This window comes from Clostridium sp. CF012 (genome assembly GCF_018861755.1).
Taxonomy (GTDB): domain Bacteria; phylum Bacillota; class Clostridia; order Clostridiales; family Clostridiaceae; genus Clostridium_AD.
Genome location: NZ_JAHLEF010000020.1, coordinates 1 through 15,735 on the forward strand (window position 1 = coordinate 1; position 15,735 = coordinate 15,735).

A 15,735-nucleotide genomic window follows, 5' to 3' on the forward strand; every position below is an offset into this window, starting at 1 on the left:
ATAACTATTCCTCCTCACTTAATTATTAGATATTATTTCCACAAATACCATTAGTTAATACAAAAAAAATAATGTAGCTAGATTTGTTTACACAAATCTAGCTACATTCCCGATCATCATTCGTGACGATTCTCTCTTATTTTATTGCTTTTAATTTATTTCGACCATTAGGTTATTAAATCATTTAAAATGTTATTGAATTTACTTGGTTCAATATTATATGTGATACAAATGCCGTCAAAGCATAATAAGTATGCAAAAAAATCTGGATTGGCATTAAATATAAATTTAACATCAAATGCAGGTGCTTTTAAAATAGGTATTTTAACTCCTTTTAAAATATCAAATACTATATCTATGTAAACACCTGGATTACCACCTTGAATTTGAAATTTAAGTCCGTCCGAATTAAAACTGCAGTTAAATATCTCCATATTAAAACTAAAATAAGGACTTTTTTTCAAATCATTACCTCTATCCTGTTTAATAAATATCCGTCCTTTTTCCTCTAATACCTTTTTGTTTAAAGCTTTAAATTCGTGTAAGGTGATTTTTTTTTCAATAAAGTTGGACACCATATTTTATACCCCCTTCATGTTAAAGTTATCACATGCTTTACCTTTATATTTCATATAATATATCTAATTCTACATATATTATAAAAAGCCTCATAAAGCTTAAAGAATCATAAAAGATAACTGGGATTTAGTTACTTGTTAATCTTCGCACTCACACATACTATAATTAATAGAGATGATACTATTTTTTTTGATGTTATTGTACTCCATTACTCTATTGATATTAGCATAAAATCTGTATCTGGTTCTACCACTACTATTGGAGCAGTAATATTTACTATCAGTGCAACTTTTTTAGAATACCCCGCTACAGTACCATAAATTGTTTGATTTCCTAATTCTTGTGTTTCTACCTTTGGCACACTCCATTTAACTGCAAAAGATTTAATGGTGTTGTTAGTCATTATCGCGTTTACAGTTTTAGGTAATTGAAAATTATATCCCATTTCTACATTTTGAGATATTTCTTTTATTTCTTTTATTACTGGAACAACGTTTAATGTAATAGCAACCTTCTTAGAATACCCCACAACTGTACCATAAAATACTTGTTTACTTACTTTAACTGTACTTACCTTTGCTACATTCCATTTAACTGGATATGATTTCTTTGTATTGTTAGTCATTATCGCTGTTACAGTTTTTGGCAATGTGTGAGCCCCCCCTTGATTTGCTGTAACAACTATGTTTTTTACCTCTTTAATCTTTACTGTTACTGCTTTTACATTAGTAGTGAACCCGAACGACATAAAAACTGCTACTGCTAACAAAATAGGTCTAAATTTTACTTTCATAATACCCCTCCATTATAGTGTTTAATTTAATTTTAGCTGCGTTAATGATAGTTTAGTTTTTATAGAAGTTTACTATATTCTACATATTATAACTTATTCCTTCTTTATTTCCAATATTTTTACTTAATAAATTGTTAAGAAAGTAATATTTAGCTATTACAGTTACATTAGAAACACAATAAAAATATATCTTAAAAAAAATACTATATTCAAACTAATAGTAAAATTAGCTAAACATAGTGCCATTATTTAAATATTTATTACCTTGTTCCTTTTTAGCTCTTATATATACAAAAGTTCCTGGAACATATAAAATTGCTGTGATCAGCAAATATGAGAATCCACTGGCATACATAAGCCAAATACCATAAACCGAAGCTAGTAAAGCAACAAATTTACTCAATACTAAGGACTTCTTGTTGTCACTTTCAAAGGTTTCTTTTCTTAAAGTGAGCTTTAAGAAATAAAGAGCACTAAGAAGGTAAGGCACCAAAATCATACTAGCGGATAAGGTGTAGAATATCTGATAAGTGCTTGCATTGAAATAAGTTACTACTAAGATATACTACAGATTCAAGAATATACGCCATAGGGTGATTCCCAAGCTTTGCAAGTTCAGCTCAAAAGGGCTATGGAGCTTTATACGATTATTTGCTCATTAGAAGCACTAGCAGCTTTTTTATCCATGAATCAAATTAAAGAAAATGAAATATTTAGTATTTTAAAAGTGGGCTACCAGCCCACTTATTATGTGCCTATGGAGGATTTGTTCATTACATTTAATTTATTAAATTCCCAAATGTAAATATTAACCCCATTAATATAAATATTAATTGAATACATAAGACCATAGCAAGATTCCTTACATCTTTCTTAATTGTAAAGTATGTCATTGGAACAGCAATTGTAATCCAAATAAGAATATTAATCAGAATATCAATTGTCTTAAATACCTGTATATTTCCCCTAAATTCTAAATAAATAAGAATTCCTAATGCAATATACATTAGCTTAAAATATTTATCACCTTTATTATGAACCGTTAAAATACAGCCTCCTAGAACTAATAAAAATGCCACTATAACTAGAACTACTTGAAATTCAACACTAATTTAAGATCACCTCCCAAATTGATTTTTATAATTATTTATATTTGTTTTACTACATAAACATTCCAATATGGAAAATTAAGTTAGCCTCATCAAAAATAAGTTATTTGATATTGAATTACTGCAAAAAAGTAAAAAAGAGTCTGAAACTAGATTTCTCTAGACTCAGACCCTATCCCGTTACTCATACTTGCGGGTTCAATCTTTTATTTTATTGTAAATTGTCATCACGCCAGTTATTCAAGAATTCTTTTACATCATCAAAACTTGGACTTTTCGCATTTCTTACATAATACCCTGATGTTGCAACTCCTAAAATCAAGGATTGTTCTGGACTTAGGTTAAGAATTTGCCCCAGACAAAAACCTGCATTGAAGTTATCCCCAGCACCTGTTGTTAGTATTGGGCTCGCTGTATAAGGACCATCAACATGATAGTAGTTATCTCCAACTACTGCCGTTGCTTCTATCGTTGGGTGTATAACAAGACAATATATATTTATTTTTTTTGATATTTGTTCAGTTAATGTTTTTAAGTTAATCTTGTCAGTATTATCGCATTTATATCCTTGTATTCCTAAAACCTCAGCTATTTCAACAGCTTCTTTTAAATTAAGTCCAAGTATTACATTGAAGTGCATATTAAATTTTTCTATAAGCTGCAGTGCTTCAATAATATCCTCGTTAGTTCTTTTCTCTGGATCCGCCAAATCAAAGAACATGAATCTTTTTCCTTTACTATTATCAATATGTGGGAGAACCTCCTCTATTATGCCCCTCCATATACTGCTCATATGTGGAAGCATAGTCCAGTTTTCAAGTCCAAAAAGACTTGAATCATTTATAAGTTCTGTAAGCTTAGGTATACCGATAATTTTTTTTATATTTTCCCAATTTACATCATTCATGGAATCAAGTTTACCAATCATTAGTTTTCCATCTTCAAATTCTAGAGCATCAGTAGTACCTGGTCTCGCTATGGAATACACCTCACCATTTTCATTCATATGTTGAAATACATTTTCTATTTGAGGATACCCAAGGGCTCCAATATAAGTTAGGCCAAGTCCATAGGTTAAGAATGCATTGCTTAATATTGGCCCGTTACCACCAAGTTTTTCCTGCAATACTACCATTTCAAAATTAGTACTAAGTCCAGCTGCTTTTACTATCCTTTCTCCAAATTCTTTAATGGTTTTTATTCTATCGAATTCTGTTGCACTTTTTCTTTTTCCTACCACATGAACAATTTTATCAACAAATCCATCCAAACCAATTAAAACTTTATCACTATTTGGACTTTTACCCTCTAAATCAATCAATAGTTCATTAATCTTATTTTTAAATTCCATTATCATAAATTTTCCTCCAATATATGGCATTTACCTTTAATAATACAATAACAAAGGTGACTTGTCCACTACTAAACTATTAACTTATTCCACTAAAATAATCCAACCCCTAAATAAAAGAAGAAATGCTATGCCAGTATTAAATGGCTATAGCATTTCTTCTTTTTCGACTACTATACTATCCTAATATCGCTTTCAAGTCTTCATCTGGAGTAGATATTGGTTTAATATTGAACTTATCAATCAATACCTGAAGAACTTCTGGTGATATAAAGGCAGGTAGAGATGGTCCTAGATAAATATCTTTTATTCCAAGTGATAATAAAGTAATTAATACACATACTGCTTTCTGTTCATACCAAGATAATATTATCGAAAGAGGAAGGTCATTTACCCCACATTTAAAGGCATCTGCAAGAGCCAATGCAATTTTAATTGCTCCATAAGAATCATTACATTGCCCAACATCAAGTAATCTTGGAAATTCTCCGATTTTACCAAACTCCTCCTTATTAAATCTATATTTACCACAAGCAAGTGTTAAGATAATAGAATCCTTGGGAGTTTTTTGCGCAAATTCAGTAAAATAGTTTCTTCCCGGCTTTGCACCATCGCAGCCTCCAATTAAGAAGAAGTGCTTTATTGCTCCACTCTTAACCGCCTCCACGATTTTACCCGCATTGCTTAAAACTGCATCATGCCCAAACCCAACAATAATCTTCTTTTCTGCTTCATCCTCTGGAAAGCCACCTAGTTGTAATGCTTTACTGATTATTAGTGTGAAATCCTTCTTTCCATTCACTTCCTGGATGTGTGTCATCTCAGGCCAACCAACGATACTTGTCGTATATATTCTATCAGCGTATGATTCTCTTGGCTTTTGCAAACAATTTGTAGTCATTAGTATTGTACCCGGTATTCCGTCAAACTCATTTTGCTGTTCTTGCCATGCCCCACCAAAGTTTCCCACTAAATGTTTGTATTTATTTAATCCTGGATATCCATGTGCAGGGAGCATTTCACCATGAGTATAAATATTTACTCCTTTTCCTTCAGACTGCTGCAAAAGATCTTCTAAATCTTTTAAATCATGCCCTGAGACAATTATGAATGGTCCTTTTTTCCTTGTAATGCAAACTTCAGTAGGTGTTGGATTTCCAAATGTTTCTGTATTTGCTTTATCAAGTAATTCAATGCATTTAAAATTTACAAGGCCAAATTCCATATTAAGGTTAATTAGGTCATCTACCGTTAGTTCCTCATCTATTACTGCTGCAAAGCCCTTATAAAAGAAGTTACTTACGCTTTCATCCTTATATCCTAATACATGAGCATGATGAGCGTATGCAGCCATACCCTTCATTCCATAAATCAGCATTTGTCTTAATGATCGAATATTTGCATCCAAACTCTTATTATACATTACGCCTGTTTTTTCTGCTTCGATGAGCATATCCTCCATTGATTCTGGCAATATGTATTGAGCTTCTTCTGGGATTTCATCTGAAGATTTTCCAAGCATTGTTTTTAATAAATCTTTAATTTCTTGAGATTTTTTTAGATATTCAACAAACCGTTCATCATCAAAATTTGTATTTGTTAATGTTGAAAATGATGCATCCATCACAAATTTATCTATTTCACCATCAATGTGAATGCCTTTTTGAATTAGTTTAGCTCCTAAATAACCTATGCCCTTTAATTGATAAATTAACAGATCCTGTAGTCCTGCAATATCTGCATTTTTACCACAATTACCAGCCTTGGTACATCCTTTTCCGCCTATTGTTTGTTCACATTGATAGCAAAACATTTTATCTTCCATTTAAACGCCTCCTGTTTTTTCTCAGTTCTTTATATAATGATTTGCAGATTTACATAAATTAATTATTTTAAAAAAATACTAAGCCAGTAATAAAATGCCCTATATGGTTTTAATTTATACAAATATTTAATTTTATTTTGTTATGGTATACACAATTTTGTATTCATGTCTTTACACATTAAGTATTTTGGTTGAATTTTAATTAGAAAAGACACCAGATTTCTCTGCTGTCTTAAACTAAATTAGCTCCATAGGACTATTTTTTTATAATTAGTCAGACATAATATCTAAATGTAATATAATAATAGTTCCTTTTTTTACTTCTGTGCCCTCTATGCTTTGTTCTGAGACTATTCCCTTACCAATAAATCGAATTTTTAAACCAAGGCTATTCAACACCTTACTAGCTCTTTCTGGACTACTTCCTTTAATATTTGGAACTATTACCTTATTACTATACACTACTCTTGTATCAGTGCGTAAAATAATTTCAGTTCCTTCTTTAACTGTATATCCAGGCTTTGGAGTCATATCAGTAATTACTTCTCCCTCAGTTGTTAAGTTTAACTTTAAATTATTTTCTTTTAATATTTTTTGAGCTTCGGCTCTTTTAAGACCTCTTACCTCCGGCACAATAACATCCTTCAATAAGCTTTTTGAAGTTTCCTCACTAGAGGCATCAGATTTTATTGATAAGTAATTAAATATATCACTAAACGCTTGTTTTGCAACTACTGTTGCAATCTGGCCACCATAATACCAAGCTGGATTTGGTTCATCAATTGAAACCAAAAGTGTTATTTGTGGGTCACTCGCAGGTGCCATGCCAGCAAATGATGAAACATATTTCCCTGGAGCATAAAGACCATTTATAACCTTTTGAGCAGTTCCCGTCTTCCCAGCAATATGGTACCCTGCAATATATGCCTTCTTACCACCGCCATTTTCTACAACCTGTTCTAGGTAACTTCGTAGCTGTCTTGCTATTGGTTCATCTATTATTCTTCTTTCATTAAAATTTGAATATTCCTGTAAAACCTTTTTATTGTTCAAATCATCATGATTTATTATCTCTTTCATAACATGAGGCGTTATAAGCTTTCCGCCATTAGCAATAGCATTAAAAGCAGTTAAGTACTGCACCGCAGATAATGTATTACTTTGACCAAAGGATGTTGTTGCTACATCAACAGCGGTCATATCTTTAGTTTTTCTAATTATACCTAAAGCTTCTCCATTTAAATCAATACCAGATTCTTTACCAAATCCAAACAAGTAAACATATTTATTTAATTTTTCTGCACCTAATCTTCTGCCGAGTTCCATAAATCCAACATTACAAGAGTTTTTTAAAATATCCACGAAACTTTGAGAACCGTGACCTGTGGTTTTATGACACCTTATTGTTTCACCTCCAACTACAGTGCTACCATTGCAGACAAATCTATCGTTTTCATCAACTACCTTCTCTTCCATAGCTGCCGTAGCAGTTACCACCTTAAAAATAGACCCTGGCTCAAACGCATCACTTACTGCTCTGTTTCTCCAAGCCTTTTGGTTTTCATCAAAATTTTTAGTAATGTCCCAAGGCTCATTGGGATTATAATCTGGTTTATTAACCATGCCCAAAATTTCACCATTTTTAGGATTCATTGCAATTATAGTAACTGCCGCTGCTTTATTATCGATCATAGCCTGACTGGCTGCTTTTTCACAAAATAATTGAATTACCTCATCAATAGTAAGTACTACATCTTTACCATTTATGGGCTTTGTGTAATTTGATATTTTATAAGGTAAATCTTCACCTTTTCTGTCAGTTTCAGAAAGATTTATTCCAGGTACACCAGATAAATACTTATCATAATATAGTTCAACGCCTGTTAATCCATTACCATCAAAATTAGTATGTCCTAGAACATTTGCTAAGAAATTTTGATTGGGATAGTATCTTTTTGTATCGCCAGTAATAACAATCCCCCTTAACTTACTTTTATAAGAAAATTCAACAATTTTATCGACTACATCCTTCTCTACCCTTCTTTTCAAAATGGCTGACCTAATAAGTTTTCCCTTTGAATCCTTCTGAGTGAAAATAGATAAAACATCTTTAGGTTCCATTCCAAGTATTTTAGCGAGTTCTGGTGCTATACCCTCCATAGTTAATTCATTTTTTGTTGTAGTCTCTCTTAATAAATTAAGATCTAAGTCTATTCTAAAAACATTTGCACTTATAGCTAATTCCTTCCCATTTCTGTCTAAAATCTGTCCTCGCTGTGGTGTAATTCGAAAGTCACTTGTCCATTGTAGAGTTGCTCTTTGCTTATATTCCTTTCCTTTAACTATCATAACGTAACTTAATCTACTAATTAATAGAAAAAATAAAAGAAAAAGTATAAAAAAAACAGCTAGCATTCTACGTTTATCAAATAGCTTGTCTCTATATTCTCCTCTTGCCAATTTATTTCCCCCTTACTAGACTTTATCATTAACTTAATAATTATGCATATATGTTATTCTACATTCTTTATTATACCATATTTGTAATATTATTCATTAAAATATCAATTTTATTAATAAATTCTTAATATTAAGGATATAGCGAACAAAAATCGAATACATCTTAATAACTAAATCTTACATACATATGTGTTTGAATGTAAGATATTACATTTTATAAAGAAAAACCTCTTAACATTTGGGTACAAATGTTAAGAGGCTACTATTTTTTTACTTAATTAGAATTTTATCTTTTCAATTCTATCAAAAGCTTTTTCTAATTCTTTTATATCTACAGTACATGCAATTCTCACATACCCTTCCCCACAAGCACCAAATGCATTACCTGGAATAGTAAGTACTTGTGCTTTATCTAATATGATTTCACTTACTTTAGTAGATGTAAGTCCTGTTTTTTTAATGTTTATAAATAGATAGAACGTTCCTTTAGGGTCTAGAACACTCATCCAGGGTATAGAATTTATCCGCTTGGCTGCATATATTACCCTCTCTTTATAAAGTTTAATAGCAGGTGGCTGTATGGTTTTTCGATTACGAAGTGCATAGATCGCTCCCCTTTGCGATATTGAAGGTGCCGTAAATACAACATTTTCATTAACTAACCTACAAGTCGAAATAATCTCCTTAGGAGCAATAATATTTCCAATACGCCAACCCGTCATTGTATAATCCTTAGAAAAACTATTTAAAATAATCAATCTCTCACGAATTTCAGGTAAAGTTATCATTGATATAAAATCATCTTTAAATGTATATGCTCCATATATTTCATCAGCAATAATCAATAAATCATATTTAATTGCCATATCTGCAATTTTGTTTAATGTATCTAAACTAAACACTGCACCTGTTGGATTATTAGGTGAATTTATAACGATAGCTCTTGTTCTTTCCGTAATAGCCTTCTCTAATTTCTCCACATTAATCTGATACTCTTCTTCTTCAAGAGTCTCTAGCTCTACCGGAATACCTCTAGCAAGTTCTATTTGTTGGAAATATGGAGTAAAATATGGAGCATGTATTATAACCTCATCATCTGGATCTAATATGGACTCAAGAACAAGATACATTCCTAAACATGCACTTGTGGAAATCATAATTTCTTCATCTAATAAATCAGCATTAAACGCTTCATTATAATATTTTCTTATTTCATCTCGAAGTTCAGGATCTCCTCTAAAATCAGTGTATTTGGTATGGCCTTTTAATGCTTCTTGAAAAGCAAAATTAATTATATCTTCATGAGTTGTTTGATCGGGATCTCCTAAACTTAAATTAATAACATTTTCGTATTTTTTTGCTAATTCATCTACTTCACCCATAGGTGTCGATTTATTTTTCCAATATCTTTTGGAAATAAACTTATTCTTCATTATAATCACCTCACTAATAAATTACATGTGCAATAAGAACTATAATTGGTAGAGTAATTAAGGTTCTTTCTAAGAATATTATTGCTAAATCTTTAAAATTAAGTGGAATTTTTGAACGTAGAATTATAGCACCTGTTTCTGTTAAATAAATTAATTGAGTAAAGGAAAGTGCCCCGACGATGAATCTTGTAATTTCAAATTGAGATCCTTTAACAAAAATAGCTGGCAAGAACATATCCACAAATCCTACTATTGTAGCGGACGCTGCTAAAGATGCATCAGGTATTTTCATTAATTCAAATAGTGGGATTAACGGTATAGAAATGGTGCTAAATAGTGGAGTATATTCTGCAACTACTAATGAAACTGTACCGAGTAACATAACTATTGGCATTAAACTAAAATATACATCAGCAACTGTTTTCAATCCTGAAGTAATAAGTCCAATGAAGCCAGGCGCCAGTTCAGCTCTCTTAATTCCACGTTCAAGAGCCCAATCATGTACACCTCTTCCTGCTGGAACTTCCTCATTAATTTCAACATCTACACCTTTAAAATAGTTATCAGATTTCTTATTTAAAGGATAAATTCGTGGTAAAACTAAAGCAGCTGCAAGAGATGCAATACTTATGGTGCCATAAAAAGCCACAAAGCTTACTGATAACTTCAGAAAACTTGCAATAAACACTGCAAATGGTAATGATACTAATGAAAAACATACAGCAATAATTGAAGCTTCTTTAGAAGTATAATAGCCTCCTTTATATTGTTTATCTGTAATAACAACCCCAACTGGTCCAGACCCAATCCATGATGCTATAGCATCAATTGCAGAACGGCCTGGTGTCTTAAATAAAGGTCTCATAAATTTCCTAATTAATGTTCCAAAATAATCCATCGATCCGAACTCCATTAATAATGGTAAAAAGAATCCTGAGAAAAAGAACCAAGTAGCTAATACCGGAAACAAGTCATTAACAACAACTCCACCAGTATTTTTATTAGATATTTTATCAAGCCCAATTACAGTCACAGAATGCAAAACTGCATATGCAAAAATAGCTGCTACTATTCTAATAGCAAGTGTAAGTGGAGTAACAATAAATAGCTCCTTTAAAAATTTATTATTAGAAATAAATTTTGGTTTAACTACAGTGGAAAGCGAGGTAATTATAGCACTTGCAATTACAACATATACCATAAATTCTGGTAATCCTTTACCATAGGCCTCACTAAATTTAGCAGCAAAATAACCTACCCCGATAGTTAGATTTCCTCCACCCCATGGAAATGGTATTACAAAAAGTAATAACCCAATAATTGATGGAATTGCAAATATTAAAATTTGTTTTGTAGAAAAACTTGGCTTAATTGTTCTTTTAATAAGCATAAATCTCTCCCCCTTTATTTTGGAACACCGTTTCATTTATGAGTATATATTACCATGGCGTGAAATCTTTTACAAGCTTTTTGAAACATCGTTTCATTATTTTTTTTGTTTTTATTCTTCTGATATTAACAACATAATTTTTATAAAATTATGTTGTTAATATTGGTATAAAACTACTTATTAAAAACTTTATCATTAAGTAGTTTTATAGTATAATTTAAATTGGGTAAGGGGTGGTTTTATGGAAAATATTAATACTATGATTGATCGTGCTGGCGAAATTTTGGACTATATATATAATTGCAATGAACCTGTAGGTGTAAGTAAAATCTCTACTGAGTTAAACTTACCAAAAGCAACTACTTTCAGAATTCTTGTTACATTAGAAAAGTGGAACATAATCGAAAAACAGTACAATACAGACAAGTACAGACTCGGAAAAATTTTAATTAAATATGGCGCTAAGGTTTCATCTGATTTATCCTTAGTTGAGGTCGCTAGTCCAATTATTAATGCACTATCAAATAAAATTGGAGAAAGTACTAATTTAAACATTGAATATCATGGAAATTCTTTAAATATTTATAAATCTTCAAAGGATAATTTTAATTTAGTTTCAAAGCTTATTCCAATCAGTCCTTTAAATTGCTCTTCCTCAGGAAAAATATTTTTAAGTACTAAATCCAAAGAAGAACTTAACGAATATTTTAATAGTAAAGATTGTTATAAAAGAACTATGTATTCAATTACTGATTATGATAGCTTTAAAAAAGAAGCTGAAACTATAAATAGTAGTGGCCTTGCATATGATAACGAAGAATATGAGTATGGATTATTCTGTGTCTCAGCTCCAATTTATCATAAAGAAAAATTAGTTGCTACAATAAGCGTAAGTGGTCCAAAAACCAGATTGGAATATAAAGGTCTTAAAATGATTGAAGCGGAGCTTAAATTATCTTGTGAATTGGTATCAAGTCTAATAGATTTCTTAGATTCAGATAGTTTATTATAAAAAGACTTTCAAATACATTGAAAATCAGCTAACCCATTAATTCCCCTAATGGATTAGCTGATTTCTTTGTATCTGTAAAAGCTATTTTCTTTTTTTTAATCAATCTCCACTTCATTGGTTTCAATTCAAACCACAAACAGTGTTTTAATTTATTGACTTAACCTTATGTAATTTACTTCTTTAAAGCTATTTATCACTAAATCCGCCATGGAAATATCTTGGCTCCCTTCAGCATCGCTATTGATTCCTACACACTTCATACCTGCCTTTTTAGCCGCAAGAACACCATTATGAGAATCCTCAATAACTATACAATTTTCCGGGCTTACCCCAAGCTTCTCTGAAGCAAAAAGAAATATATCTGGTTCAGGTTTGCTTCTCGATACATAGTCCCCAGTAACAAAAACTTCAAAGTATTCTTCTATTTGAAATTTCTTTGCTATAACTTCAATTACATTTAGTGGCGATGATGAGGCGATAGCTAACTTTATACCATGCTCATACAAGTCTTTTATTAGCTCTTTAACCCCATCAATAAGTGTTATCTCGCATTCATCTGAATTAAGGTATTTAAAATATGTACTTCTATCATATTCAATTAACTCATCAAGTGTTTGATTAAGTTTATATTTATTTTTTAGAACTTCCCACATATAATGAGAGGTTGCTCCTACAAAAGAGTGATGCTCATCTCCTGTAACCTCTATGCTTAATTTTTTATAAATCTCATTTTCCAGCCTCATATGTGTAGGTTCGCTATCAATAATTACTCCATCCATATCAAAGATAACTGCTTTTAACATAAAATCACCATCCTATTATTTTCTATTATACCTTATCCTATAGCTTATAATACTACTAAAATAAGAATCGCGAAGTTAATTTAACAACTCCGCTTTTATTATAGTCTAAAAATAAAATAGCAAGAAAAAATTTGATCTTTATTTTATCAAATCACTGAGCTTTTGAGCAACTTCTTTTATGTCTAACCCATTAGTAAAAGCAAGACAGGTTCCAGAAGGGAATCTTGTTTTTTCAATCCACCTTTCAGGCATTTGTGAAGCACCGTATTTGGCTCCTAAAATTGCTCCTACAATGGCTCCAATTGTATCTGCATCTCTACCAAAGTTACCAGCAGCTACAACTCCAGTTCTAAAGTCTTTATTTACAAGCTTAAGCACTCCAAAGGCCGCTGCTACAGCTTCTGGAACTGACGCCTTGTAACTAGTCCAGAGTTCATCATGTAAGGGCATCCAAGCATCCATAAATTCTCCTTTGGCATTGTCTACAATTTCTAATGCTTTTTTCATGGAATGATAAAGCCATGAATCCACGGGAATTGGCCTTAAGGCGGCTTCAATTATTTGATCGATAGTTCCATCTACCATGGCAACAGAAACGGCAGCTGCCACAGCTTGTGCTCCCCATATACCTTCTCTAAAGTGACTTACACAGGCGTCTATGTTGGCTAATACTACTGCTCTTTCTGAATCGCCAGCACATATAATTCCTATAGGTGCAATTCTCATAGCTGCTCCATCACTATTATAATATGAATTATATTCCCCTGAATAAGGGGGCAAGATGCCTCTTTTAAGGTTTCTTGCTGCTTCTATTTCGCTAGCTCCACCTCTTGGAAAATCATTTTGCGAGGCTACATTTTCCATCCAGCCTTTAACTATTCCTTCAGTTGATAGGCTTCCTTCACATTCTATTAATATTTTTGCAGTAAGCAATGCAAATTCAGTATCATCAGTACTCCAGGAGGCTTCTTTATTAAAATCTGTGGTTATACCATATTTTAATTGATTATCTTGATTTCTTGAGGCATCTCCAAAAGAATCTCCTATGGCTAGACCTGCCATAACACCTAAGGCTTTATCATAGGCAAGATCTCTATTATTTATTAAATCATTTCTACTTAACAATATTAAAATCTCCTTCCTACCTTAATTTATTTTATGGTATTAATATATCAAAAATTGGGGCGTGCTGCTGCGCTCCATAAACATCCCTGTCACCACAGGTTCCTGAAGATATCTTTCTACTAAAGGTTATTTTTATTCCCAATGCCTTTTTGAAAAATACCAAATTAGTGATATCCTCAGTATTAATTTTATACAGTAAAGCTATTGCCTCTTTATTAATTTTACCTGACTTTTCCACTCTCTCATATTTCTCTACATCATCAAATAATATGTCTAGTGTTAACTCAAAGGGGCCACTATTTTTACTTCTAAGAACCTTTGCTAGATCAACTAATCTGTCCATATCTAAACCTCCTTCTATTCCTTATCTCACATATAAAGATTAGTAATCTTAATGCTGCTTGTACTTATGCTTATAAAATTATCAACCTATATGTTCCTGTATTCAATTGGGAACATCTCCTTTCCATCTTTAACATCCATGAGATGGTAAACTGAAAATTCATATACAGCACCAAATTCCACATCACTAGGTGCAAATGGAAATGCTAAGTTACCGGAGGTTGATTTTCTACCCGCGTAGCCATAATGCATAAATGTTGAACGCACTGAGCTGCATATAGCGCAGGCCTCACCCTGAGTCTTTGCCAATACCTCGAAAAGTACCCCTACTTCATGTGGAATATCCTTAGAAGGCTCTAATTCACCCAGTACACCGTTCTTGCCATAATTATAAAAATTAATGCTGTAGGCTTCCTTGGGTATCTCTGAAAAGTATTCTCTAACACTTTCTACAACTAAAGCTTCTACTTCTTCAAGTTTTTCTATTAAAATCGGGTCTCGCACCCCTCCTATGACAAAGGTTCTGAATAGTTTTTTCCTTGCACCTTCTAGTTTAATTTGATAGATAGGAGTTTTCATGAGCTTGCTCCCTTTTACTCTTACTCCACTTTTGCCTTCAGCCTCAAACTCACAATTTTCTAAGTTAAGTATAATGCCTGGTCCTTTTAAAATATATGGGTGATCCTTTTCATAGAAAGTATGAGCTGCCACACTTATGGGTGTACATCTTCTATTACTATTAGTAGGATAGACCTCAAAGCTTCCCTCCTTTAATACTCCCATGATACAATCCTTTGCAGAACCTGGCTCAGCACATAGTGCCCCACATTCTAGTATCTTGCCAAGATGGTAGCACAAGGCTTCATCAAAGCCATGATATATTCCCACCGCAGCAAAAGGAGCTGGGTCGTAAGCTCTGCCGCATACAATAATATCAGCTTTGTTCTCTAAAGCTTCAAGTATAGGCTCCACTCCCATTTGTGCTACTATGCCATTAGTCATATCTACAAGTTCCTCTGTAAGCATCGGCACATTTTGTGATAAGCCCTTAATCTTATTTTCCCTTATGGCTTCCTTAACCCTACCCGCTGGAATATCAGCCCAAATTATGGCAATCTTACATTTTATATTCTCTTCTCTTAAAATCTCATTTATTATGTCCACAGTCCATTGCGTATGAACCCTCGCCCCTGAACCTCCTGCTGAGCCTATTATTAGTGGGATTTTATGCTTCCTACTCTCCTTAATTAAAACTGATAAATCCTTTTTACATGCAAGCCTGCTCACTATTGCCACTCCAGCCCCGAGCTTGTGAGGTCCTGCATCTGTAGATCCTGCATCAACAACTACAGCATCCGGCTCCTCTTCCATTCCCCTCATAAAATATTTAATTGGAAACCCATATCCTAAAATTGCACAAGGTGATAGTATTTTAATCTGATTTCCCATTATACTCCTCCAATTCTTTACATTCATAACTCTAAATATAAGTTTCCTCCTTAGGTTTTCTGCT

The 15,735-nt window shown here is 32.4% G+C and carries 14 protein-coding genes; 1 reads left to right on the forward strand and 13 read right to left on the reverse strand.

What is annotated here, in order from left to right:
• Window positions 1-167: 167 nt before the first annotated feature.
• The 9 genes from KPL50_RS16390 to KPL50_RS16430 all read right to left on the reverse strand — a co-directional run bounded on the left by KPL50_RS16390 (window position 168) and on the right by KPL50_RS16430 (window position 10,940).
• Entirely contained in the window at window positions 168-578 is a 411-nt protein-coding gene (locus KPL50_RS16390; protein WP_216299623.1) for a hypothetical protein, read from the reverse strand.
• A gap of 209 nt (window positions 579-787) precedes the next feature.
• Window positions 788-1,372, reverse strand: a complete 585-nt coding sequence (locus KPL50_RS16395; protein ID WP_216299624.1) for an Ig-like domain-containing protein — start codon at window positions 1,370-1,372, stop codon at window positions 788-790.
• A gap of 226 nt (window positions 1,373-1,598) precedes the next feature.
• Window positions 1,599-1,871 carry a hypothetical protein gene (locus tag KPL50_RS16400; protein ID WP_216299625.1) on the reverse strand — a complete coding sequence of 91 codons (273 nt, stop codon included), beginning with the start codon at window positions 1,869-1,871 and terminating at the stop codon, window positions 1,599-1,601.
• Window positions 1,872-2,151: 280 nt separating this feature from the next.
• Entirely contained in the window at window positions 2,152-2,451 is a 300-nt protein-coding gene (locus KPL50_RS16405) for a hypothetical protein (RefSeq protein WP_216299626.1), read from the reverse strand.
• 241 nt (window positions 2,452-2,692) lie between these two features.
• Window positions 2,693-3,838, reverse strand: coding sequence for a hypothetical protein (locus KPL50_RS16410; protein WP_216299627.1), 1,146 nt, complete (start codon window positions 3,836-3,838; stop codon window positions 2,693-2,695).
• Between the two features lie 172 nt (window positions 3,839-4,010).
• Window positions 4,011-5,657, reverse strand: a complete 1,647-nt coding sequence (hcp, locus tag KPL50_RS16415) for a hydroxylamine reductase (protein WP_216299628.1) — start codon at window positions 5,655-5,657, stop codon at window positions 4,011-4,013.
• A gap of 270 nt (window positions 5,658-5,927) precedes the next feature.
• Window positions 5,928-8,117 carry a stage V sporulation protein D gene (locus KPL50_RS16420; RefSeq protein ID WP_216299629.1) on the reverse strand — a complete coding sequence of 730 codons (2,190 nt, stop codon included), beginning with the start codon at window positions 8,115-8,117 and terminating at the stop codon, window positions 5,928-5,930.
• Between the two features lie 278 nt (window positions 8,118-8,395).
• Window positions 8,396-9,550, reverse strand: a complete 1,155-nt coding sequence (locus KPL50_RS16425; RefSeq protein ID WP_216299630.1) for a pyridoxal phosphate-dependent aminotransferase — start codon at window positions 9,548-9,550, stop codon at window positions 8,396-8,398.
• A gap of 13 nt (window positions 9,551-9,563) precedes the next feature.
• Window positions 9,564-10,940, reverse strand: a complete 1,377-nt coding sequence (locus KPL50_RS16430; RefSeq protein ID WP_216299631.1) for a YjiH family protein — start codon at window positions 10,938-10,940, stop codon at window positions 9,564-9,566.
• A 241-nt stretch (window positions 10,941-11,181) separates the two neighbouring features.
• Here KPL50_RS16430 and KPL50_RS16435 point away from each other — a divergent pair, with 241 nt between their 5' ends.
• A complete protein-coding gene (locus tag KPL50_RS16435; RefSeq protein ID WP_216299632.1) occupies window positions 11,182-11,952 on the forward strand; it encodes an IclR family transcriptional regulator in 771 nt (256 codons plus the stop codon).
• Between the two features lie 149 nt (window positions 11,953-12,101).
• Here the strand turns inward: KPL50_RS16435 and KPL50_RS16440 are convergent, their stop codons facing one another.
• The 4 genes from KPL50_RS16440 to KPL50_RS16455 all read right to left on the reverse strand — a co-directional run bounded on the left by KPL50_RS16440 (window position 12,102) and on the right by KPL50_RS16455 (window position 15,671).
• Window positions 12,102-12,755, reverse strand: coding sequence for an HAD family phosphatase (locus tag KPL50_RS16440; RefSeq protein ID WP_216299633.1), 654 nt, complete (start codon window positions 12,753-12,755; stop codon window positions 12,102-12,104).
• Between the two features lie 138 nt (window positions 12,756-12,893).
• Window positions 12,894-13,880, reverse strand: coding sequence for an ADP-ribosylglycohydrolase family protein (locus KPL50_RS16445; RefSeq protein WP_216299634.1), 987 nt, complete (start codon window positions 13,878-13,880; stop codon window positions 12,894-12,896).
• 31 nt (window positions 13,881-13,911) lie between these two features.
• On the reverse strand, window positions 13,912-14,223 hold the full coding sequence (locus tag KPL50_RS16450) for a DUF4387 domain-containing protein (RefSeq protein ID WP_216299635.1): 312 nt from the start codon (window positions 14,221-14,223) through the stop codon (window positions 13,912-13,914).
• Window positions 14,224-14,309: 86 nt separating this feature from the next.
• Window positions 14,310-15,671, reverse strand: a complete 1,362-nt coding sequence (locus KPL50_RS16455) for an acyclic terpene utilization AtuA family protein (RefSeq protein ID WP_216299636.1) — start codon at window positions 15,669-15,671, stop codon at window positions 14,310-14,312.
• Between the last annotated feature and the right edge of the window lie 64 nt (window positions 15,672-15,735).

Excerpts from the sequence above, each read along its gene's own strand:
- KPL50_RS16400 (WP_216299625.1), bottom strand. The coding sequence starts at position 1,871 with ATGATTTTGGTGCCTTACCTTCTTAGTGCTCTTTATTTCTTAAAGCTC.
- KPL50_RS16435 (WP_216299632.1), top strand. The coding sequence starts at position 11,182 with ATGGAAAATATTAATACTATGATTGATCGTGCTGGCGAAATTTTGGAC.
- KPL50_RS16410 (WP_216299627.1), bottom strand. The coding sequence starts at position 3,838 with ATGATAATGGAATTTAAAAATAAGATTAATGAACTATTGATTGATTTA.
- hcp (WP_216299628.1), bottom strand. The coding sequence starts at position 5,657 with ATGGAAGATAAAATGTTTTGCTATCAATGTGAACAAACAATAGGCGGA.
- KPL50_RS16425 (WP_216299630.1), bottom strand. The coding sequence starts at position 9,550 with ATGAAGAATAAGTTTATTTCCAAAAGATATTGGAAAAATAAATCGACA.
- KPL50_RS16430 (WP_216299631.1), bottom strand. The coding sequence starts at position 10,940 with ATGCTTATTAAAAGAACAATTAAGCCAAGTTTTTCTACAAAACAAATT.
- KPL50_RS16455 (WP_216299636.1), bottom strand. The coding sequence starts at position 15,671 with ATGGGAAATCAGATTAAAATACTATCACCTTGTGCAATTTTAGGATAT.
- KPL50_RS16390 (WP_216299623.1), bottom strand. The coding sequence starts at position 578 with ATGGTGTCCAACTTTATTGAAAAAAAAATCACCTTACACGAATTTAAA.
- KPL50_RS16450 (WP_216299635.1), bottom strand. The coding sequence starts at position 14,223 with ATGGACAGATTAGTTGATCTAGCAAAGGTTCTTAGAAGTAAAAATAGT.
- KPL50_RS16440 (WP_216299633.1), bottom strand. The coding sequence starts at position 12,755 with ATGTTAAAAGCAGTTATCTTTGATATGGATGGAGTAATTATTGATAGC.
- KPL50_RS16395 (WP_216299624.1), bottom strand. The coding sequence starts at position 1,372 with ATGAAAGTAAAATTTAGACCTATTTTGTTAGCAGTAGCAGTTTTTATG.